Annotated in this window: 15 protein-coding genes; 9 read left to right on the top strand and 6 right to left on the bottom strand. The window is 60.7% G+C overall.

Annotation, left to right across the window (positions count from 1 at the left end):
• Window positions 1-242: 242 nt before the first annotated feature.
• Window positions 243-647, top strand: coding sequence for an acyl-CoA thioesterase (locus tag M0808_RS01150; RefSeq protein ID WP_003229628.1), 405 nt, complete (start codon window positions 243-245; stop codon window positions 645-647).
• A gap of 58 nt (window positions 648-705) precedes the next feature.
• Window positions 706-1,605, top strand: coding sequence for a D-hexose-6-phosphate mutarotase (locus M0808_RS01145; RefSeq protein ID WP_247839587.1), 900 nt, complete (start codon window positions 706-708; stop codon window positions 1,603-1,605).
• Between the two features lie 151 nt (window positions 1,606-1,756).
• On the opposite strand, the gene M0808_RS01140 is transcribed toward M0808_RS01145, so the two are convergent.
• The 5 genes from M0808_RS01140 to M0808_RS01120 all read right to left on the bottom strand — a co-directional run bounded on the left by M0808_RS01140 (window position 1,757) and on the right by M0808_RS01120 (window position 5,577).
• Entirely contained in the window at window positions 1,757-2,293 is a 537-nt protein-coding gene (locus tag M0808_RS01140; protein WP_027610367.1) for a DUF3299 domain-containing protein, read from the bottom strand.
• A 102-nt stretch (window positions 2,294-2,395) separates the two neighbouring features.
• Window positions 2,396-2,641, bottom strand: a complete 246-nt coding sequence (locus M0808_RS01135; protein WP_003229635.1) for a GlsB/YeaQ/YmgE family stress response membrane protein — start codon at window positions 2,639-2,641, stop codon at window positions 2,396-2,398.
• A gap of 109 nt (window positions 2,642-2,750) precedes the next feature.
• Window positions 2,751-3,833 (bottom strand): 5-(carboxyamino)imidazole ribonucleotide synthase, encoded by a 1,083-nt coding sequence (locus M0808_RS01130; RefSeq protein WP_247839585.1) that lies wholly within the window; start codon window positions 3,831-3,833, stop codon window positions 2,751-2,753.
• Between the two features lie 10 nt (window positions 3,834-3,843).
• The gene (gene purE / locus M0808_RS01125) at window positions 3,844-4,335 is read right to left on the bottom strand and encodes a 5-(carboxyamino)imidazole ribonucleotide mutase (protein WP_003229641.1); all 492 of its coding nucleotides are present in this window, start codon (window positions 4,333-4,335) and stop codon (window positions 3,844-3,846) included.
• 333 nt (window positions 4,336-4,668) lie between these two features.
• Complete coding sequence (locus tag M0808_RS01120; RefSeq protein WP_096795416.1) at window positions 4,669-5,577, bottom strand: LysR substrate-binding domain-containing protein; 909 nt, start codon at window positions 5,575-5,577, stop codon at window positions 4,669-4,671.
• A gap of 180 nt (window positions 5,578-5,757) precedes the next feature.
• Here M0808_RS01120 and aspA point away from each other — a divergent pair, with 180 nt between their 5' ends.
• The 4 genes from aspA to M0808_RS01100 all read left to right on the top strand — a co-directional run bounded on the left by aspA (window position 5,758) and on the right by M0808_RS01100 (window position 11,606).
• Window positions 5,758-7,182 (top strand): aspartate ammonia-lyase, encoded by a 1,425-nt coding sequence (gene aspA / locus M0808_RS01115; RefSeq protein WP_027610364.1) that lies wholly within the window; start codon window positions 5,758-5,760, stop codon window positions 7,180-7,182.
• Between the two features lie 607 nt (window positions 7,183-7,789).
• Window positions 7,790-9,235, top strand: a complete 1,446-nt coding sequence (locus M0808_RS01110; RefSeq protein WP_247839583.1) for an alanine/glycine:cation symporter family protein — start codon at window positions 7,790-7,792, stop codon at window positions 9,233-9,235.
• Window positions 9,236-9,405: 170 nt separating this feature from the next.
• Entirely contained in the window at window positions 9,406-10,410 is a 1,005-nt protein-coding gene (locus tag M0808_RS01105; RefSeq protein ID WP_247839581.1) for an asparaginase, read from the top strand.
• A 203-nt stretch (window positions 10,411-10,613) separates the two neighbouring features.
• The gene (locus tag M0808_RS01100) at window positions 10,614-11,606 is read left to right on the top strand and encodes an AraC family transcriptional regulator (protein ID WP_247839579.1); all 993 of its coding nucleotides are present in this window, start codon (window positions 10,614-10,616) and stop codon (window positions 11,604-11,606) included.
• A gap of 166 nt (window positions 11,607-11,772) precedes the next feature.
• Here M0808_RS01100 and M0808_RS01095 read toward each other — a convergent pair whose 3' ends face one another.
• The gene (locus M0808_RS01095; protein ID WP_247839577.1) at window positions 11,773-12,204 is read right to left on the bottom strand and encodes a hypothetical protein; all 432 of its coding nucleotides are present in this window, start codon (window positions 12,202-12,204) and stop codon (window positions 11,773-11,775) included.
• Between the two features lie 632 nt (window positions 12,205-12,836).
• Between M0808_RS01095 and M0808_RS01090 the strand changes: the two genes are divergently transcribed.
• The 3 genes from M0808_RS01090 to M0808_RS01080 all read left to right on the top strand — a co-directional run bounded on the left by M0808_RS01090 (window position 12,837) and on the right by M0808_RS01080 (window position 19,686).
• Window positions 12,837-13,862 carry a histone deacetylase family protein gene (locus M0808_RS01090; protein ID WP_247839575.1) on the top strand — a complete coding sequence of 342 codons (1,026 nt, stop codon included), beginning with the start codon at window positions 12,837-12,839 and terminating at the stop codon, window positions 13,860-13,862.
• The gene (locus M0808_RS01085; protein WP_247839573.1) at window positions 13,859-14,959 is read left to right on the top strand and encodes a polyamine ABC transporter substrate-binding protein; all 1,101 of its coding nucleotides are present in this window, start codon (window positions 13,859-13,861) and stop codon (window positions 14,957-14,959) included. The genes M0808_RS01090 and M0808_RS01085 overlap by 4 nt, the downstream gene beginning before the upstream one ends.
• A 152-nt stretch (window positions 14,960-15,111) precedes the next feature.
• The gene (locus tag M0808_RS01080; RefSeq protein ID WP_247839571.1) at window positions 15,112-19,686 is read left to right on the top strand and encodes a hypothetical protein; all 4,575 of its coding nucleotides are present in this window, start codon (window positions 15,112-15,114) and stop codon (window positions 19,684-19,686) included.
• Window positions 19,687-19,706 lie beyond the last annotated feature (20 nt).

Here is a 19,706-nt window from a genome sequence, read left to right as displayed (position 1 = left end):
GGTCGTCGCGGAGTCTACCGACCGATATACTCGCAACCTTGCTCCGGTTTGTAGGGGGTTGCTGTGCGAAAACGTCGTTGGCCCGGCCTTTGAACGGGATCAGCCGGTTTCGCAGAGTTTCCCCTTTAGGCGCCTATGGAAAACGTGACGAACGCAGTATGTTCGGTGCTGAATCGTTTTTCCTGAAGACGGCTACCACCAGCAATACCAACGAAGAGTCACGGGTCAGAGGCACCCCCGGCATGATAGAGCTCGAACAAGAAGATCCGATCCCGCAAGGCGACCTGGCCTTGCAAATTACCGCACTCCCGCGCGAAACCAACGGCTTTGGCGATATTTTCGGCGGCTGGCTGGTGGCGCAGATGGATCTGGCGGGTACCGCAATGGCCAGCCGCGTGGCCGGTGGTCGCGTAGCCACTGTCGCCATCGACCGCATGGCCTTTCTGGTGCCGGTCGCGGTGGGCGCGCAATTGTCCTTTTATACCCAGACCCTGGAAATCGGCCGCAGCTCGATCCAGATGATGGTCGAAGTGTGGAGCGACGATCCGCTGTCCAGCGAGTGGCGTAAAGTGACCGAGGCGGTATTCGTCTTCGTCGCCATCGACGGCAGCGGTCGCACCCGCTCGGTGCCACCACGCGCGCGTTAAACATCGCCGCGGTTTTGCGGTCGATAGTCGTCCCAAGTGTCTGATCGAGAGTTGCCCCATGAACACGCCCAACGTTGAAGCGGTGAAACTGGATGAACTGAACTGCTGGCGCATCCGCCACGGTCAGGCCGAAGTGCTGGTGGCCCAGCAAGGCGCGCACATCCTCAGTTATCAAATCGACGGCCAGCCGCCGATCATCTGGCTCAACGACAAGGCTGTGTTCAAGACCGGCAAGAGCATCCGTGCCGGTGTGCCGGTGTGCTGGCCGTGGTTCGGCAAGTTCGAACGCAACCCGCAGAGCGTGCAAGCCATGTACACCGGTGAGCAACCGGCACCCGCGCACGGTCTGGTGCGGGCGATGGATTGGGAGCTGGGCGGCATCGAATCAGAGGCTGACGGCGTCAAGGTTGAGTTCAGGCTGCCCTACCCCGAAGGTGGCCTGCCGGGCTGGCCGCATCAGGTCGATCTGACCCTGACCCTGCATCTGAGAGATCAGTTGCACATCAGCCTGACCAGCCACAATCGGGGTGGCGAAACCGTCAGCATCAGCCAGGCGCTGCACACTTATTTCGCGGTCAGTGATGTGCGCAACGTGCACGTCGAGGGTGTGGCCGGTCTGGATTACATCGAGACGCTGGATGAGTGGAAAACCCACAGCCAGCAAGGTGACCTGCATTTCGCTGGCGAAACCGATCGCATCTACCTCGACGCTCCGCCGCAACTGAGCATTGTCGACCCGACCTGGGAACGACGCATCGTACTGACCGCCAGCGGCTCACGCACCGCCGTGATCTGGAACCCGTGGATCGACCGCGCGGCAGCGCTGACCGACATGGACAACGATGGCTGGCAGCGCATGCTGTGCATCGAGACGGCGAATGTGATGGATGATGTGGTGAATCTGGTCTCGGGTGCGAGCCATACGATGGGTGTCAGCATCGGCAGTAAACCGCTCTGACCAACACCGCAATATCAATGTGGGTGAAAGCCTTTGTGGTGAGGGGATTTATCCCCGATGGCCTGCGGAGCAGGCCCCTGCCCCTGATTCAAAGCGGGGGTCGCTTCGCAACCCATCGGGGATAAATCCCCTCGCTACAATTGTTCAGATGTTAGAGATCGGACTCCTGCACCACCCGCACTTTGTCAGCTTCCAGCGCATACGCCGCATCGGCCAGGTCATTGCTGACTTTCTCGATCTTCAGCGTGCCGGTTACCCACAGCGGCGTGTAGATATCGTCCAGCTTCAAACCTTTGGGATAACGCACCAGCACCAGTTGATTCGGTGGTGGCGGTGGCACGTGGATGCAGGCGCCAGGGTACGGCACCAGGAAGAACAGCGTGCTGCGGCCCTTGGCGTCGGATTCCAGCGGCACCGGGTAGCCGCCGATGCGGATGTGCTTGTCGTTCATCGACGCCACGGTCTTGGTCGAATACATCACCGCCGGCAGGCCTTTAGCCTGTTTCATCCCGCCCTTCTCGGTGAAGGTGCCAGTAGCTTCCGGGGAGTTGTGGTCGATTTCGGGCATGGCCTCGAGGGCTTTCTGGTCCGACTTGGGCATCAGTTCCAGCCAGTCGGTTTCCGGCAGTTCGCCGGCGTGGGCCAGACCGCTGCCCAGCAAAAGAAGAGTCAACAGAAGACGGCGCATGGAGGTGCTCGGTTAAAAATGCTCGGATAGAGGAAGGACGTTGAATCGCCGAGCATTCTAGCCCTCCCTGCCGCGTTGGCAGAGAGGACTTGGTCGCTTGGATCAGTTCTTTTTGATCAGGCCGTAGATCACCAGCAGCACGATCGCGCCGACCAGTGCACCGATGAAGCCTGCGCCCTGACCTGCCTGATAGATACCCAGGGCCTGGCCGCCGTAAGTGGCCGCCAGCGAACCGCCGATACCGAGCAGGATGGTCATGATCCAGCCCATGCTGTCATCGCCCGGTTTGAGGAAGCGTGCCAGCAGGCCGACGATCAAGCCGATAAAGATGGTTCCGATAATTCCCATGGCATTTCCCTCTGATTTGGTAGATATGCCAAAGCCTAGTCAGACTTTGGCATCCTGCCATGAGAGAACGGCGGCTCCCGAAGGTTCCGCCGTTGCCACATGAAACTGTTTACTCGGCGATAAGCGCTTCGACCTTGACGATCTGTGCTTGCAGCGTGGCCATGTCGGCGCAGCGCAGGTTGGCGTGACCGACCTTGCGCCCGGCCTTGAAGGCTTTGCCGTAGTGGTGCAGATGGCAATCTTCGATGGCGATCACTTTCTCTACCGGCGGAACCACGCCGATGAAGTTGAGCATCGCGCTCTCGCCGACCTTGGCGGTCGAACCCAGCGGCAGGCCGGCAACGGCGCGCAGGTGGTTTTCGAACTGGCTGCACTCGGCGCCTTCGGTGGTCCAGTGTCCGGAGTTGTGCACACGCGGGGCGATCTCGTTGGCCTTGAGGCCACCGTCGACTTCAAAGAACTCGAACGCCATCACGCCGACGTAATCCAGCTGCTTGAGCACACGGCTGGAGTAGTCTTCGGCCAACGCCTGCAGCGGGTGATCGGTGCTGGCCACCGACAGCTTGAGGATGCCGCTGTCGTGGGTGTTGTGTACCAGCGGATAGAACTTGGTTTCACCATCACGGGCACGCACGGCGATCAGCGAAACTTCGCCGGTGAACGGCACGAAGCCTTCCAGCAGGCAGGCAACGCTGCCCAGCTCGGCGAACGTACCCACCACGTCTTGCGGCTTGCGCAGGACTTTCTGACCCTTGCCGTCGTAACCCAGGGTGCGGGTTTTCAGCACGGCCGGCAGACCGATGGCAGCCACGGCGGCGTCCAGGTCGGCTTGCGATTGAATGTCGGCGAAGGCCGGGGTCGGGATGCCCAGCTCCTTGAACATGCTCTTCTCGAACCAGCGGTCGCGAGCGATGCGCAGGGCTTCGGCGCTCGGATAGACCGGGACGAATTGCGAGAGGAACGCCACGGTTTCGGCCGGGACGCTTTCAAACTCGAACGTCACCAGATCGACTTCATCCGCCAGTTGGCGCAGGTGATCCTGATCGCCGTAATCGGCCCGCAGGTGTTCGCCCAGTGCTGCGGCGCAAGCGTCCGGCGCCGGGTCGAGGAAAGCGAAGTTCATGCCCAGCGGAGTGCCCGCCAGCGCCAACATGCGGCCCAACTGGCCGCCACCGATTACACCGATCTTCATCTCAACAACCTCAGGCAATACGTGGGTCTGGATTGTCCAGGACGCTGTCTGTCTGCTCGGCACGGAAGGTTTTCAGTACCGCGTGGAACTGTGGATGCTTGGCACCAAGGATGCTCGCCGAGAGCAGCGCGGCGTTGATAGCGCCGGCCTTGCCGATGGCCAGGGTGGCAACCGGAATGCCCGCCGGCATCTGCACGATCGACAGCAGCGAATCGACACCCGAGAGCATCGACGACTGCACCGGAACGCCCAGTACCGGCAGGTGGGTCTTGGCCGCACACATCCCTGGCAGGTGGGCTGCGCCACCGGCACCGGCGATGATCACCTCGATGCCGCGGCCCTCAGCCTCTTCGGCGTACTGGAACAGCAGATCCGGGGTGCGGTGGGCGGAAACCACCTTGACCTCGTACGGGATGCCGAGCTTTTCCAGCATATCGGCGGTGTGGCTAAGGGTGGACCAATCGGACTTGGAGCCCATGATCACGCCAACCAGTGCACTCATCGTCGCGCCTCTTCTCTCTGGGCGCCCGCAGGCGCGTCAAAAACAACAAGCCACGCAGGATTGCGTGGCTTGATTGTACGAAAAATGGCCGGACGTACCGGCCGAAGGCCGCGCAGTATACCGCAAAGAAAGCAATAAACAGCCCCCGAAACGACCATCTGTCAAATCAGCCAAAGGCCCGGTTTTATTGACTTGAAGGTCAGCGACAGAACACCGCAAATCCGCCCTGTGGGAGCGGGCTTGCTCGCGAAGGCGTCAGGTCAGATACATGAATCTCGACTGACACACCGTATTCGCGAGCAAGCCCGCTCCCACAATTGGATCTGCGATGGTTCAGGAAGCCTGTGCAGCGCCGCCTTCAAGCTTGCGCCACAGCAACCGCACGTTGGCCTTGCGCACCAGTGCGCAGCGATACAGGCGAATCTCCAGCGGCACGTGCCATTGCGGGCCGCCGCAGACAACAAGTTCGCCACGGGCCAGCTCTGCCCGCACACTCAACTGCGGCACCCAGGCGATGCCGAGCCCCTCCAGGGCCATGCTCTTGAGGCTGTCGGCCATGGCGGTTTCATAGATGGTGGTGAAACGCAGCTGACGCTGGCGCAATAATCCATTCACCGAACGCCCGAGAAACGCCCCGGCGCTGTACGCCAACAGCGGCACACTGGCCTCGCCTTCCAGATCGAACAGCGGTTTGCCATCGGCATCGGCTGCGCACACCGGGAGCATTTCAGTCTGGCCCAAGTGCAACGACGGGAAAATTTCCGGGTCCATCTGCATCGCCGCGTCCGGGTCGTAGAACGCCAGCATCAGGTCGCAGCCACCCTCGCGCAGCGCGTGCACCGCGTCGCCGACGTTGGTCGCCACCAATCGCGTCGCTATGTTCAGCCCTTCGTTGCGCAGTTGCGCAATCCAGCGCGGAAAGAAGCCCAGTGCCAGCGAGTGCGCCGCCGCGACCTGGATCACTTCGCCCTGCCCGCCTTCGAGGTGATGCAGATGACGCAGCACTTCACCGAGCTGTTCGACCACGGTACGCGCGGTCACCAGAAACAGTTGCCCGGCCGCCGTCAGCTCGATCGGCGTGCGCGAGCGATTGACCAGCGTCAGCCCAAGCGCAGCTTCGAGGCTGCGGATCCGCCGACTGAACGCCGGCTGGGTCACGAAGCGCCGTTCGGCTGCCTGCGAGAAGCTGCGGGTGGCGGCCAGAGCACTGAAGTCCTCAAGCCATTTGCTTTCCAGATTCATCACGCCCTCCCGGGAACGCACCAAAACAGGTCACACGTCTGCCGCGCACGCGGCGTCACACGGGCATTATGCCGAATGTGCATAGGCCAGTGTTTAACAGCATTGGCCCAAAAAATCCCACAAGCCTAGCATTCGCAGCGTTCCGGCACAGACCGGGTCCATATCGAGATGATTTCTATCATGTCCTCCGCTGCATCTTTCCGCACAGAAAACGACCTGCTTGGCGCCCTCGAAGTACCGGCTCAAGCGTATTACGGCATCCAGACCCTGCGAGCGGTGAACAACTTCCGTCTCTCCGGCGTTCCGATTTCGCATTACCCGAAGCTGGTTGTCGGTCTGGCGATGGTCAAACAGGCCGCCGCTGACGCCAACCGTGAGTTGGGTCATCTGAGCGAAGCCAAGCACGCTGCCATCAGCGAAGCCTGTGCCCGATTGATCCGCGGTGATTTCCACGAAGAATTCGTGGTCGACATGATTCAAGGTGGCGCCGGTACGTCCACCAACATGAACGCCAACGAAGTGATCGCCAACATTGCGCTCGAAGCAATGGGTCACCAGAAAGGCGAGTACCAGTACCTGCACCCGAACGACGACGTCAACATGGCGCAGTCGACCAACGACGCCTACCCGACCGCGATCCGCCTGGGTCTGCTGCTGGGTCACGACGCGCTGCTGGCCAGCCTCGACAGCCTGATTCAGGCCTTCGCGGCCAAGGGCAAAGAATTCGATCACGTCCTGAAAATGGGCCGTACCCAGCTGCAAGACGCCGTACCGATGACTTTGGGTCAAGAATTCCGTGCTTTCGCCACCACCATGGGCGAAGACCTGGCCCGTCTGAAGACGCTGGCCCCGGAACTGCTGACCGAAGTGAACCTGGGCGGCACCGCGATCGGCACCGGCATCAACGCCGACCCGCGCTATCAAGCGCTGGCCGTACAACGCCTGGCACTGATCAGCGGTCAGCCGCTGGTGCCCGCCGCCGACCTGATCGAAGCCACCTCCGACATGGGCGCCTTCGTGCTGTTCTCCGGCATGCTCAAGCGCACCGCGGTCAAGCTGTCGAAGATCTGCAACGACCTGCGCCTGCTGTCCAGCGGCCCACGCACCGGCATCAACGAGATCAACCTGCCGGCGCGTCAGCCAGGCAGCTCGATCATGCCCGGCAAGGTCAACCCGGTAATCCCGGAAGCCGTTAACCAGGTGGCCTTCCAGGTCATCGGTAACGACCTGGCGCTGACCATGGCAGCCGAAGGCGGCCAACTGCAGCTGAACGTGATGGAGCCGCTGATCGCGTTCAAGATCCTCGACTCGATCCGTCTGCTGCAACGCGCCATGGACATGCTGCGCGAGCACTGCATCGTCGGCATTACCGCCAACGAAGCCCGCTGCCGCGAACTGGTCGAGCACTCGATCGGTCTGGTCACCGCGCTGAACCCGTACATCGGCTACAAAAACGCCACCCGCATTGCCCGTATCGCCCTTGAAAGCGGCCGCGGCGTGCTGGAACTGGTGCGCGAAGAAGGTCTGCTCGACGAAGCCATGCTCGCCGACATCCTGCGCCCGGAAAACATGATTGCCCCGCGTCTGGTTCCGCTCAAAGCCTGAGCCGACGCGTTATTTGTAGCACCGCTCACCAGGTCGAGGGACTAGACACCTCTCACCTTTTGAGGGCTTGGGGATCAGTCCCCAAGCCCTTTTTTTTAACTTTCCGACCCTGAGACCCGTATGTCTGGGGACTGAACAATGTAGAGGTGAGCCCTTGTGGTGAGGGGATTCATCCCCGATGGGTCGCGAAGCGGCCCCAAAACCTGCAATCGCGATGTAACAAGTACACCGCATGCAATGATTTGCGACTGCTCCGCAGTCGATCGGGGATGAATCCCCTCACCACAGGGTTTGCATCTACAGAAACGCAGTTCCCGCACAAGCCCGGCGCCGGTAACGCCGGGTGTTTCAACGCTTCGTTTCGTCGCTTGCACCACGAGCGTGCAGACGGGCGCCGCACTGATCGGTATAGTGCCGCCCCTCTTCGCGTGAGCGGTCGTCGGTAACGAGGCCATAACCCATGCGAAACCCGAACTAATAACAAACCCGCGAAATGGATCCGGGACGAAACCTTCGCCTCACCTGTCGTGCCGCGCGCAAACCGGTGTAACGCGATGTTTCTGAACATCCAGCATTTGCTTACACAAAAAACAGCGAGGAAAAATCCATGCTCGAAGTCATCAACGACTTCCTCTCAGGGAAAGTACTGATCGTGCTCATTGTCGGGCTCGGTAGCTACTTCACGATTCGCTCGCGTTTCGTTCAATTGCGCCACTTCTTCCACATGTTCGCGGTGTTCCGCGACAGTCTGAAAAGCAGCGGCGGCCAACTCAGCTCGTTCCAGGCCCTGATGCTCAGCCTTGCCGGCCGCGTCGGTGCAGGCAACATCGCCGGTGTCGGCATCGCCGTGACCCTCGGTGGTCCGGGTGCGGTGTTCTGGATGTGGGTAACCGCACTGGTTGGCATGTCCAGCAGCTTCTTCGAGTGCACCCTGGCGCAGGTCTACAAGCGCGCCGAAGGCGACGGCCTGTACCGTGGCGGCCCGGCCTACTACATCCAGCACGGCCTGAAGTTGAAAGGCATGGCAGTGGTGTTCTCGGTCCTGCTGCTGGTCACCTACGGCTTCGCCTTCATCGGCCTGCAGTCCTACACCGTGACCCACTCGCTGCAAAACGCCTTTGCCTTCGACCCAAGCCACACCGGGATCGTCCTGGCGGTGCTGCTGGCCATCACCTTCATCGGCGGCATCAAGCGCATCGCTGCAGTGTCCGACCTGCTGGTACCGGTCAAGACCCTGGCCTATATCGGCGTGACCCTGTACGTGATCGGCACCCAGATCGAACACGTGCCAGCGATGCTGGAAACCATCTTCAAGAGCGCCTTCGGTCTCGACCCGGCCTTCGGTGGCCTGCTCGGCAGCGCCATCGTCATGGGCGTGAAGCGTGGCGTGTTCGCCAACGAAGCGGGCCTGGGCAGTGCGCCGAACGTCGCCGCTGTGGCCTCGGTGAAACACCCGGGCGCTCAGGGCGTGGTTCAGGCCTTCAGCGTGTTCCTCGACACCTTCGTGATCTGCACCTGCACCGCGCTGCTGATCCTGTTGTCGGGCTTCTACACCCCGGGCTTCGAAGGTGACGGCATCGTTCTGACCCAGAACTCGCTGGCCGCCGTGGTCGGTGACTGGGGTCGCATCTTCGTCAGCGTTGCGCTGTCGCTGTTCGTCTTCACCTGCATCCTCTACAACTACTATCTGGGCGAAAACAGCCTGCAGTTCCTCAGCCGCAACCGCGCCTTGCTGATGGTGTTCCGCGGTCTGGTCCTGGCGCTGGTGGTATGGGGTTCGATGCAGGATCTGTCGACCGTGTTCGCCTTCGCCGACATCACCATGACGTGCCTGGCCTTCGTCAACCTGATGGCCCTGGCCATGCTGTTCAAGGTCGGCATGCGCGTGATGCGCGACTACGACGAGCAGCGCCGCGCCGGCATCAAGCAGCCGGTGTTCGACTCCAGCAAATTTGCCGATCTGGATCTGGACCTGAAGGCCTGGCCGACCGAGGCGCCAGCCGCCGACAAGACCGCAGTCGAGCCGCAAGGCGTTCCTGCAGCGCAACGCTGACAGGTGAATGACGGGCGCATCCCCTGCGCCCGTCAGTTATTGTGATGCAATACCTGTAGGAGTGAGCCTGCTCGCGATAGCTGTCTTTCAGCCAACATTAATGTTGAATGATGAACCGCTATCGCGAGCAGGCTCACTCCTACAATGTCATCTCTTGTGGAGACCCTCAGATGATTGCCAACACCTTCCCCGCCGCCCAACACGTCATGGTGCTCTACACCGGTGGCACCATCGGCATGCAGGCCAGTGCCAACGGTCTGGCCCCGGCGTCCGGTTTCGAAGCGCGGATGCGCGAGTACCTGCACAGCCAGCCCGAACTGGTGGTGCCGCAATGGCGCTTCCGGGAAATGTCGCCGCTGATCGACAGCGCCAACATGACCCCGGCCTACTGGCAGCAACTGCGCGAAGCGGTGGTCGATGCGGTGGACGTGCAAGGCTGCGACAGCGTACTGATCCTGCATGGCACCGACACCCTGGCCTACAGCGCTGCGGCGATGAGTTTCCAGTTGCTCGGCCTGCATGCCCGGGTGTGTTTCACCGGCTCGATGCTGCCGGCCGGCGTGGCCGACAGCGATGCCTGGGAAAACCTCGGTGGCGCGCTGGTTGCTTTGGGCCAGGGTCTGGCGCCGGGCGTGCATCTGTACTTCCACGGCGAGCTGCTGGCGCCGACCCGTTGCGCGAAAGTGCGCAGCTTCGGCCAGCATCCGTTCAAGCGCCTGGAGCGTCAGGGCGGCGGGGTGAAAGCGCCGTCGATTCCGGCCGCACTGAACTACAACCAGCCGAAACAACTGGCCAAGGTTGCTGTGCTGCCACTGTTCCCCGGCATCGACGCCGAGGTGGTTGATGGCCTGCTGGTCAGCGGTATCAAAGGTCTGGTGTTGGAGTGCTACGGCAGCGGCACCGGACCGAGCGACAATCCCGAGTTCCTTGCCAGCCTCGGCCGCGCACGGGACAACGGTGTGGTGGTGGTTGCGGTCACGCAGTGCCATGAAGGCGGGGTCGAGCTGGATGTGTATGAAGCCGGCAGCCGTTTGCGCGGCGTTGGCGTGTTGTCCGGTGGCGGCATGACCCGCGAAGCGGCGTTCGGCAAATTGCAGGCACTGCTGGGTGCAGGCCTGGAATCGGCCGAAGTGCGGCGCCTGATCGAACTCGACCTGTGTGGCGAACTGATCTGACGCAACGCAATACCCTGCAGGAGTGAGCCCCTGTGGCGAGGGAGCTTGCTCCCACTCGACTGCGCAGCAGTCGCAGTGTTTTGGGGCCGCTGCGCGCCCCAGCGGGAGCAAGCTCCCTCGCCACAACAGCCCTCATACCGTTTGATCTTCACCCGGCATATAACTTGCTGCCGTTTCCAGCACCCCCAAGGCTGGAAGATCTTATGCTCCACTCCCACCTCACCACACTCAACGCCGTCTCACTGGTGCTCAACACCTTCAAGACCGAAGGCCTGTCGAGCGAAGCGCTGCTGGCCGGCAGCGGCATCAGTACGGCGGATCTGGCCCGTGCCGACACACGCATCACCACCAATCAGGAAATGCAGGTTTGCGCCAACGCAGTCGCGCTCAAGCATGACATTGGCCTGGAACTGGGCCGGCGGATGCACGTTTCCTGCTACGGCATCCTCGGTTACGCCCTGCTCACCAGTGCCACCTTAGGTGACGCTTTGCGCCTGGCGATTCGCTATCCGGCGCTGCTGGGAACACTTTTCGAACTGAGCCTGGAAGACGATGGCGAGCGGGTCTGGTTCGTCGCCGCCGATTACCGCGAGAGTCCGTCGATGGCGGTGTTCAACGCGGAATTCTGCCTGGTGTCGTTGAAGGTCATCTGCGACGACCTGCTCGGGCATCCGCTGCCGTTGCTGGCGACACGCTTTGAACATGCCGCGCCGGATTACCGCGACAGCTACGCCGAACACTTCGCCAGCCCGCTGCACTTCGCCGCCAAGGACAACGCCTTCGCCTTCGACCAGCGTTGGCTCGATCAGCCGTTGCCATTGGCCGACAGCATCACCCACCAGGCCATGGCCGACCGCTGCCGCAAACAGAACATCGAGTTCACCGGGCGGCAGGCGTGGCTGGGGCGGATTCGCCAGTTGCTCAGTGCCCAGCTCAATGCAGCACCGGGGCTGGAGGGGCTGGCCCAGCAAATGAAGTGCTCGCCGCGCACCTTGCGCCGCCATTTGAAGGACATGGGCAGCAGTTATCAGGAACTGCTCGACGAACTGCGCTTCGAACGGGCCAAGCAGATGCTGTGTGAGGATCAACTGCCGATCTACCGCATCGCCGAGACCCTGGGTTTCAGCGAGACCGCGAGTTTCCGCCATGCGTTCGTGCGCTGGAGCGGTGTCGCGCCGAGCCAGTTCAGACCCTGAAGATCAAAAGATCGCACCCTTGGGCAGCTCCCAGCCTTAAGTCGGCTGACGTGCGCCGACTGACCAAACTTGGCCTGTGTGGCGAACTGAACTGATAAAAACTGGACAATGCGATTCGGAGCATAAATAAACCTTCCTGCAGAACTGACGCAGGAAGGTTTAACAATCAAGCTAAGGTGACTTCAAATTTACCGCCCTCCAGTTTGGAGTCACCAGGCTGGTCGCTTTCCACATTGCCCACCAACCCGCTGATTTTCTTGCTGTTCTCTTGCCAGTACACATGAATCCAGCCTTTTTCCGCCAACCACTCTTGCTTGGCATTCTGAAACAGGAAATAAACGGGCTCACCCCTCCCGGTAAACTCCACTTTTTCATTCAAATACTTTTTCTCAATAATTATTGCAATAAAGTGGTTAACGCCAGGATTCCCTCCACTCATATCGAATTCCAGAACAATGTCCTTTTCACGGACTTCGGCGCGACTGACCGGAAAGGTATAGTTTTTACCGTCAACTTTAACGTTGAATTGACCTTCGGTCGCCTTTTTGATGCCCCGAAAGAACTCCGGTGAATATTTTTCAATCTTTGAAGTGCTCATACAAATCTCCTTTTGCAAATTATCAAGTCAACGCTCATAGGGATGGCCAACCTCCTCCTTCAAACAGCCAGAGGCAAGCATTTGGCAACCTAGACCCAACTTATCGGGCTGTCAAAAAACAAATATATAAATAAAAACATGCGACAAACGGTATTAAATTCGAGAAAAACCTGTAATTTCTGACAGTAGACCGCGCCTGTTTCCAACTTTAAAATTGGCATGCACCATGCCTTGAGCCAATTAAAAACAACAATAAAAACCAAAAGCAGATCAACTTAAAAATTTTCTTAACCACTGTTTAAACTTAAATTTCAAGATCATCTCCAACTTATCAATCATGATTAGCCGCGCATAATTTCCTGAGCGTTAAGTGTGGGAGCGGGCTTGCTCGCGAATGCGCAGTGTCAGTCGCGATCAATTTATCTGACCTACCGTATTCGCGAGCAAGCCCGCTCCCACCCGGACGCATTTCATGCCTGAATCGAAGCAAGGCTGTACTGAAAAGAGGGGCGAATTGCGGTCAGAGTTTTTGGCCATATCGATCCCCTTTTGGCCTTTCCTGCCGTTCTCCGTTTCGTCGCGCGCCGCAACACTGGGGGCAACCGAATCAGCCCCCCTGCGGAGAACAACAAATGCTGACGATCTACTCGGACGATCACCACCTGCACCACGGCCGCTGCGAACTCATCGACGGCCAGCTCAAGCCGTGTTTCGAAATGCCGTCGCGCGCCGACCACGTGCTGCAACGGGTACAGCACCAGAACCTCGGCCCGGTAGAAGCGCCAAAGGATTTTGGCCTCGAACCGATCGCGCGCATCCACAGCCGCGATTACCTCGACTTCTTCAAAGGTGCGTGGGCACGCTGGACCGAATTCAACACCGACGGCGACTTGCTGCCCTACACCTGGCCCGCACGCACTCTGCGGCAGATCAAACCGACCAGCCTGCACGGCCAGCTCGGCTACTACAGCTTCGACGGCGGCGCGCCGATCACCGCCGGCACCTGGCAAGCGGCGTACAGCGCAGCGCAGGTCGCCCTCACCGCCCAGGCCGAAATCCAGCGCGGCGCACACAGCGCCTTCGCCCTGTGCCGACCACCGGGACACCACGCTGCCAGCGACTTGATGGGCGGTTATTGCTACCTGAACAACGCCGCCATCGCCGCTCAGGCATTCCTCGATGCCGGCCACAAGAAGGTCGCGATCCTCGACGTCGACTACCACCACGGCAACGGCACCCAGTCGATATTCTACGAGCGCAGCGACGTGCTGTTCACCTCGATCCACGGCCATCCGGAAGCCGAGTTTCCGTTCTTCCTCGGCTACGAAGATGAACGCGGTGAAGGCGCCGGTGAAGGTTTCAACTTCAACTATCCGCTGCCGGCCGGTTCCGGCTGGGATGTGTGGAGTGCGGCGCTGGAACAGGCCTGCAACAAGATCGACAGCTACGGTGCCGACATCATCGTCGTGTCGCTGGGCGTCGACACCTTCAAGGACGATCCGATCTCGCAGTTCAAGCTCGACAGCCCGGATTACCTGGCCATGGGCAAACGCATCGCCGCCCTCGGCAAACCGACGCTGTTCGTCATGGAAGGTGGCTACGCGGTGGAGGAAATCGGCATCAACGCAGTGAACGTGCTCGAAGGGTTCGAACAATGAACCGACTCAAGCACTGCATTGCGCCAGCCGTGTGCGCCGCGCTACTCAGCGTCGGCGCCCACGCCGAAGAACGCACCCTGCGCGTCTATAACTGGTTCGACTACATCACGCCCAAGGCGCTGGAAGACTTCAAGGCACAGAACACCCAGACCAGACTGGTCTACGACATCTTCGACACCAACGAAGCACTGGAAGCCAAGCTGCTGACCGGTAACTCCGGCTATGACGTGGTGGTGCCGTCCAACGTGTTCCTCGCCAAGCAGATTGAGGCCGGGGTGTTCCAGCCGCTGGATCGCAGCAAGCTGCCGAACTGGAATCACCTCGATCCGAAACTGATGAAGCTGATCGAAGCCAACGACCCGGGCAACAAATTCGCCGTGCCGTACATGTACGGCACCATCCTGATCGGCTTCAACCCGGCCAAGGTCAAAGCCGCGCTGGGCGATAACGCGCCGGTGGACAGCTGGGACCTGATCTTCAAGGAAGAGAATCTCAGCAAGCTCAAGCAGTGCGGCGTCGCCCTGCTCGACTCGCCGTCGGAGATCCTGCCGCTGGCGCTGCAACACCTGGGTCTGGATCCCAACAGCAAGAACCCGACGGATTACGCCAAGGCCGAAGCGCTGCTGATGAAGATCCGGCCGTACGTGACCTACTTCCATTCGTCCAAGTACATGGCCGACATCGCCAACGGTGACATCTGCGTCGCGGTCGGTTATTCCGGCAGCTTCTCGCAAGCGGCCAACCGCGCCAAGGAAGCGAAGAACGGTGTGGTGGTCGACATGCGCCTGCCCAAGGAAGGCGCACCGATCTGGTTCGACATGCTCGCCATTCCCAAGGGCGCGAAGAACCCGGAGGACGCCTACACCTTCATCAACTACCTGCTGCAACCGACGGTGATCGCGCCGGTCAGCGACTTCGTCGGGTATCCGAACCCGAACAAGGACGCCACCCAACTGGTCGATCCGGCGATCCGCAACAACCCCAACCTGTACCCGACCGATGCGGCGATGGGCACGCTTTACACCCTGCAACCGCTGCCGCGGGATGCCGAGCGTGCACGCACCCGGGCCTGGACCAAGATCAAGTCCGGTACCTGAGCCGACGCTGACGACAAGACCCGCCGCCGTGCGGGTCTTTTTTTGCCTGCGATATTTATCTACCACCTTCGGTGCTCGGCCCGTCACTACCTTGCAACGCATCGCCCGCCGCCACTTTCGCGGTGCCTGCTGTTCTGACCAAGGATGTGACCATGCCAGAAACCCTCAACTCTCCCGCCGACCACAAGCTTCCGGATGATCAAGACGCCCTGCTCACCCAACTGATCGCCGGCCCCTCAATCAGGGAAGTCGCCACCCGCGCCCTGCAACCGGCACTGAAGACGCTATACCCCAAGTTACAGATCGACCCGCGACTGGCGATGGTGGTGACACCTGGCTGGACCTTGCGTGACCAGCGTGTCGTCCCCGGGCCGCGACACTTCGAATCGCTGACCGATGCGCTGGTGCGTCATGGCGTCGCCAATAAACCGGTGACCTACCTGGATGGCGAGCACTACCTCACCTTGCATCCTGCGCACGAGACGCCGGTACAACTGCCCGTCAACATCGAGGCTATCGCCAGGCTGCTCAATGAACTGGCGCCGCTGCTGTTTGTTGCCTTCGAGGAACAACAGGTCGATTACTGGAACCAGTTCACCCGCGCCTCCGCCCCGCGCTGGCAGGGATTGTCCAGATCCCTGCGCGAACTGTGGAACGTCGGGACGAACCCGGCGTGGGACGACGACCAGCGCGCCATGGCTCAGAGTCTTTTCGACCATCCGCAAAAAACTGCCCGCAGTACCGATGATCGCTATCAGTCCCGCGCCTGCCTGATCGATCTGGACACCACGCGCGATGGTACTTCCACTCACCTGCACGTCCTCGATATGGCCGTACTGATCGGCACGCTCGGCAGCCGCACGCTGATTCTCACCCACACCATCACTCGTGGTTTCCAGGCCTTCGATACCCTGCAGGAACTGGGTGCCTCACTGCAGACCCAGACGGAGGGACCGCCGCCTGCAACCTTGCAATGGCGGCTGATCGAACCTGACGGCAACTACTTCGATCATCTGGCGTGCAATCTGATCGCCCTGCAGGCCGACGCGATTGGCGAGCTGGCAAACGAACCGGCGACAACCAACCTGACGCCCCACGTCAGCCGCACGACCAATGAACTCGATCCCACGGACAAGCAGTCGTCTTCACGCTTCAACCTGGTCGAGCAAGCGTTGCCAGAGTGGATGGTCGACGCCTCGCCCAGCGACCTGACTGCCTACAGCCGTCATCTGATGGATCTGGCGCAGGTGCAAAGTCAGAACGCCGAGCAGTCCTTTGACGACGGCATCAAACCGATTCGCGAGTTCGCGCTGGAGCAACTGCAGGCGGCCCTGCTCAAGGAGCATCCCGAAGCCACTGAACTGAATCTGGCCGAGATTCGCATCGTGGTCGACAGCGTGGTGGTGTGGGGCAGTTTCACACCGTTGCTGGAGCCCGAACGCAGCACCTTCAGCCTGGTCGATCTGGCGTTGCAGAACCTGATTGCCTTGCCGCTCGGCAACAAGACCGTGAGCAGTATCGGCAGCACTGCGGTGCCGGCATGGATGACGGCTGATTATCTGGAGAGGTTGATCGTCAGTGTCGATATCGGCCAGACCTATCCTGCGCTGATCAGGCAAAAACTGCGCGATGACCCGCTGGAAAGCCTGCGACGGCAGAACCTGTTCACCAGCCGGCTGCGTGTCGAATTGCCGTTACTGGCGTTGCAGCAGAAGATTCGCGCGCAGGGCGGGGTCGACGAGGCGGGCTATCGCTATGTCGCGGCCGTGGTTCAGGTGCTGGACGCCAATCGCCGGGTGGACGGTCAGGAGATCGTCATTCGACCGCTGGCCTTCAATCCCGCGTGGCGCCCGGGGACGACCACCGATGAAGTGGCCAACATGTTCGTGATCGGCCCGCGACAGATGGACAAGGGACCCTGCCTGCTGTACCGGCCGCTGTCCGATCATGCCTTGCTCCAGTACCCGTCGCCGGCCAACCTGGTGTACGCCATCAAGCATTCACCGACATTGCGTCAGGCGGTCCTCGCCTGGTTGCCGGACAGTGCGCGCGCCAACTATGCCAATTACGTATTCAGCGATGATCGACCCTCGGTATGGTCGCTCTCACAACTGCTCGCCGATCCACTGACTTCCTTGCAGATGAGCGGCACGCTGACCTTGGGAACAGCAGTCATCGCTACCGATTACCTGGCTGTTCTGTTCAAGGCCAACGTCAGTGCAATGGTCGAACTGGCGAATCGGCAATCGGTGTCCAATAGCGAAAGTCGCTGGGAGAGCTTCAAGCATGCGAGCTGGATGATCCTCAGCGCCGCGCTGCCGTTTTTCGGTCGAACCGTCGGTACCGCCGCCTGGATCTGGCAGGTGCTGGACGATCTGCAACAAACCTTCGACGCCGCCGCCACAGGCGACACCGGGCAGCAGAAAACCGCGATGACCGATCTGTTGCTGACCCTGGCCATGGTGCTCGCCCATCACGCCAGCACCCGTAACGCGACGCCTCGGGACATCACTGAAAAGAAGCCGGTGACCGTCGAAACCGAGCCCATGGAGCCGGTGCCACCAACGCCGGTAAGCATCGTGCAACGCCCTGATGTGATCGGGGAATATCCGGCGCAACATCAGACTTCGCTGATGACCGACACCGCGCTGAGCCTGACCCAAACCCTGGATCGCTTTGCCGTTACGCGCCCCGAAGCGCTCACCCCGCCCGCCAGCGACGCCGGCCTTTATCGTCACCTTTATCGACATGCCAGCGGGTACTACGCACCCGTGGGTGAGCGCTGGTTCGAAGTAGCGGTCACCGACACCGGTGAGGTATCGATCATCAATTCGCAGCGACAGCCCGGACGTGCGGGTCCGGGGTTGATCCGCAATCGACGGGGCGAGTGGTTCGTCGACACTCGCCTGCGTCTGCGCGGTGGTGGTCTGTCGAGTCGGCGCAAGGCCAAACGACGGGAAAACAATGAACGCATCGCCGAACTCAAGAAACAACTGACCGAGTTCGATAACACGCGCGAGCAGGCCCGCGCAGAGCTGACAGCCGCTCACACCGCCATGACCGCGGCCAGCGATGACACTCTGGTGGCGCAGCAGACCACGTTTCTTGCAGCACTTGAACGCCGCACCAGGGAATACGCGGCTCCCATCGACCAGCTGAAATCGCTGAACCTGCTTGAGACCGTACCCCATTTCCGCACCGCCATGACCGAGATGCTCGGTACCCAGTTGTTCTTCAACCAGACATGGCTCACTCAACGTGACCCCCTCTTCGCCAGAACCCTCAAGGAAACCCTGGTGCTGCTCGAGGCCGAGGAAACGGCTGCAGGCACCGGTGACCCCGTCACCTACCGCAGAATGTACGATTTGACCGAGGACATGATCAGCAAGATCGAGTTTGCCCAGTCACGTTTTCAGGAGTTGAGCCGACTGGGCAAACGTGCCGCTGAAGTCGCCAATACCTATCGCGCAAAGCTGCCTGTGTTCAGTCTCAATGATCTCAAGGCACTTCAGGTGTCGCTGGCTCGCGACATCTGTCTGAAAGATCTGGCTTCGCCAGCGCTGATTCAGGCACAAGGCGATCTGGTACGCCTGCTCGACACAACCAACCTGGTGATTCAGACCTCCCAGGAACTGCTGCTCGACCAGACCAGCCTGGGGGCCAACGAGCGGATCGAAGGCCTCAACGGCATGCTCGAACAGTTTGCCGCCATCGATCAGTCGTTCGAGGATTTCGCCCTCAACCACAAGGATGTGCTGCTCGACGAGCCCTTCAGCCATACGCGTAAACGAATCAACGAGTTTCAGCGCCAGACCGAAGAGCACCTGGCGCAATTGCTCCTCGAACACCGGCCGGTGGAACCTCGGCCCGGTCCTTCAAGGCCCGCGCCAGCCTCACGTAAACGGATTATCAAAACCCGCTTCAAGGGCACAGTGGTCGGCGAATTGCGTCCTTCGGCGCCAGGACAGCCGGTCCTGCTGGACGTGAAAGCGCCCATGACCGGGAACGTCATCGCCACCTTTCACGAGAAAACGCCCGGTGTCTGGGTCGAACGCATTCAGCCCGGGCGGCGCCGCCCGCCAGCTCCGGCGCCGGACCTCGCCACCCAGATCAGCCAGGGCCAGGCGCTGCTCGATGGCGTGGAAAGCTTCATTCGGCAAACCGAAGCCCATGCCAAAAAACCCGGTCGGATTCCGGTCGAGATCGAAGAGCAGTTCCAGCGCAAGGCCGAACAGCTCGACGAAAGCGCGAAAAGCCTTGAACAGGCCCGGCTGCGGGCGAACAGCACCGAGGAGCCGCCAGCCCTGATCGCCCAATTGAACCAGGCGTGTGAACGCCTGTACGCCGAGGGCTACCGGATACGGGTCGAGATGACCAAGCAACAACCGCCAACCGCCGCCCGAGTCGAATGGTTATTGCACAAGGATGAGATCGACATTGTGTCTGGCGGTGCCCGGCGTCGCCTCAAAGGCCCGCGCAGGGATTATCTGCAGGAGTACGAAATTCGCGAGCGGCGCACCGGCAAGACGTTGTGGTACGCGCACTTCCATTACAACAGCCCCGATGCACCGGCCGACGCCTTCACCGCCGCCCATTTGAAACTGCAGGAGCAACGGCGGATGGCCGGCGCCTTCGACCTGGACTCAACCACCAGCAGCCCGCAAATCATCGCTATCTATCGCAGCGCGATCGGCCCGCAGCTGGCGCGTTCGCTGTTTTTCTCATAAGCCCCAAACGTCAAAAAGGA

The organism is Pseudomonas sp. MWU12-3103b, from assembly GCF_023100615.1.
GTDB lineage: Bacteria > Pseudomonadota > Gammaproteobacteria > Pseudomonadales > Pseudomonadaceae > Aquipseudomonas > Aquipseudomonas putida_A.
Note: the sequence above shows the minus strand (reverse complement) of the source record. Positions and strands in the feature narration are given on the sequence as shown.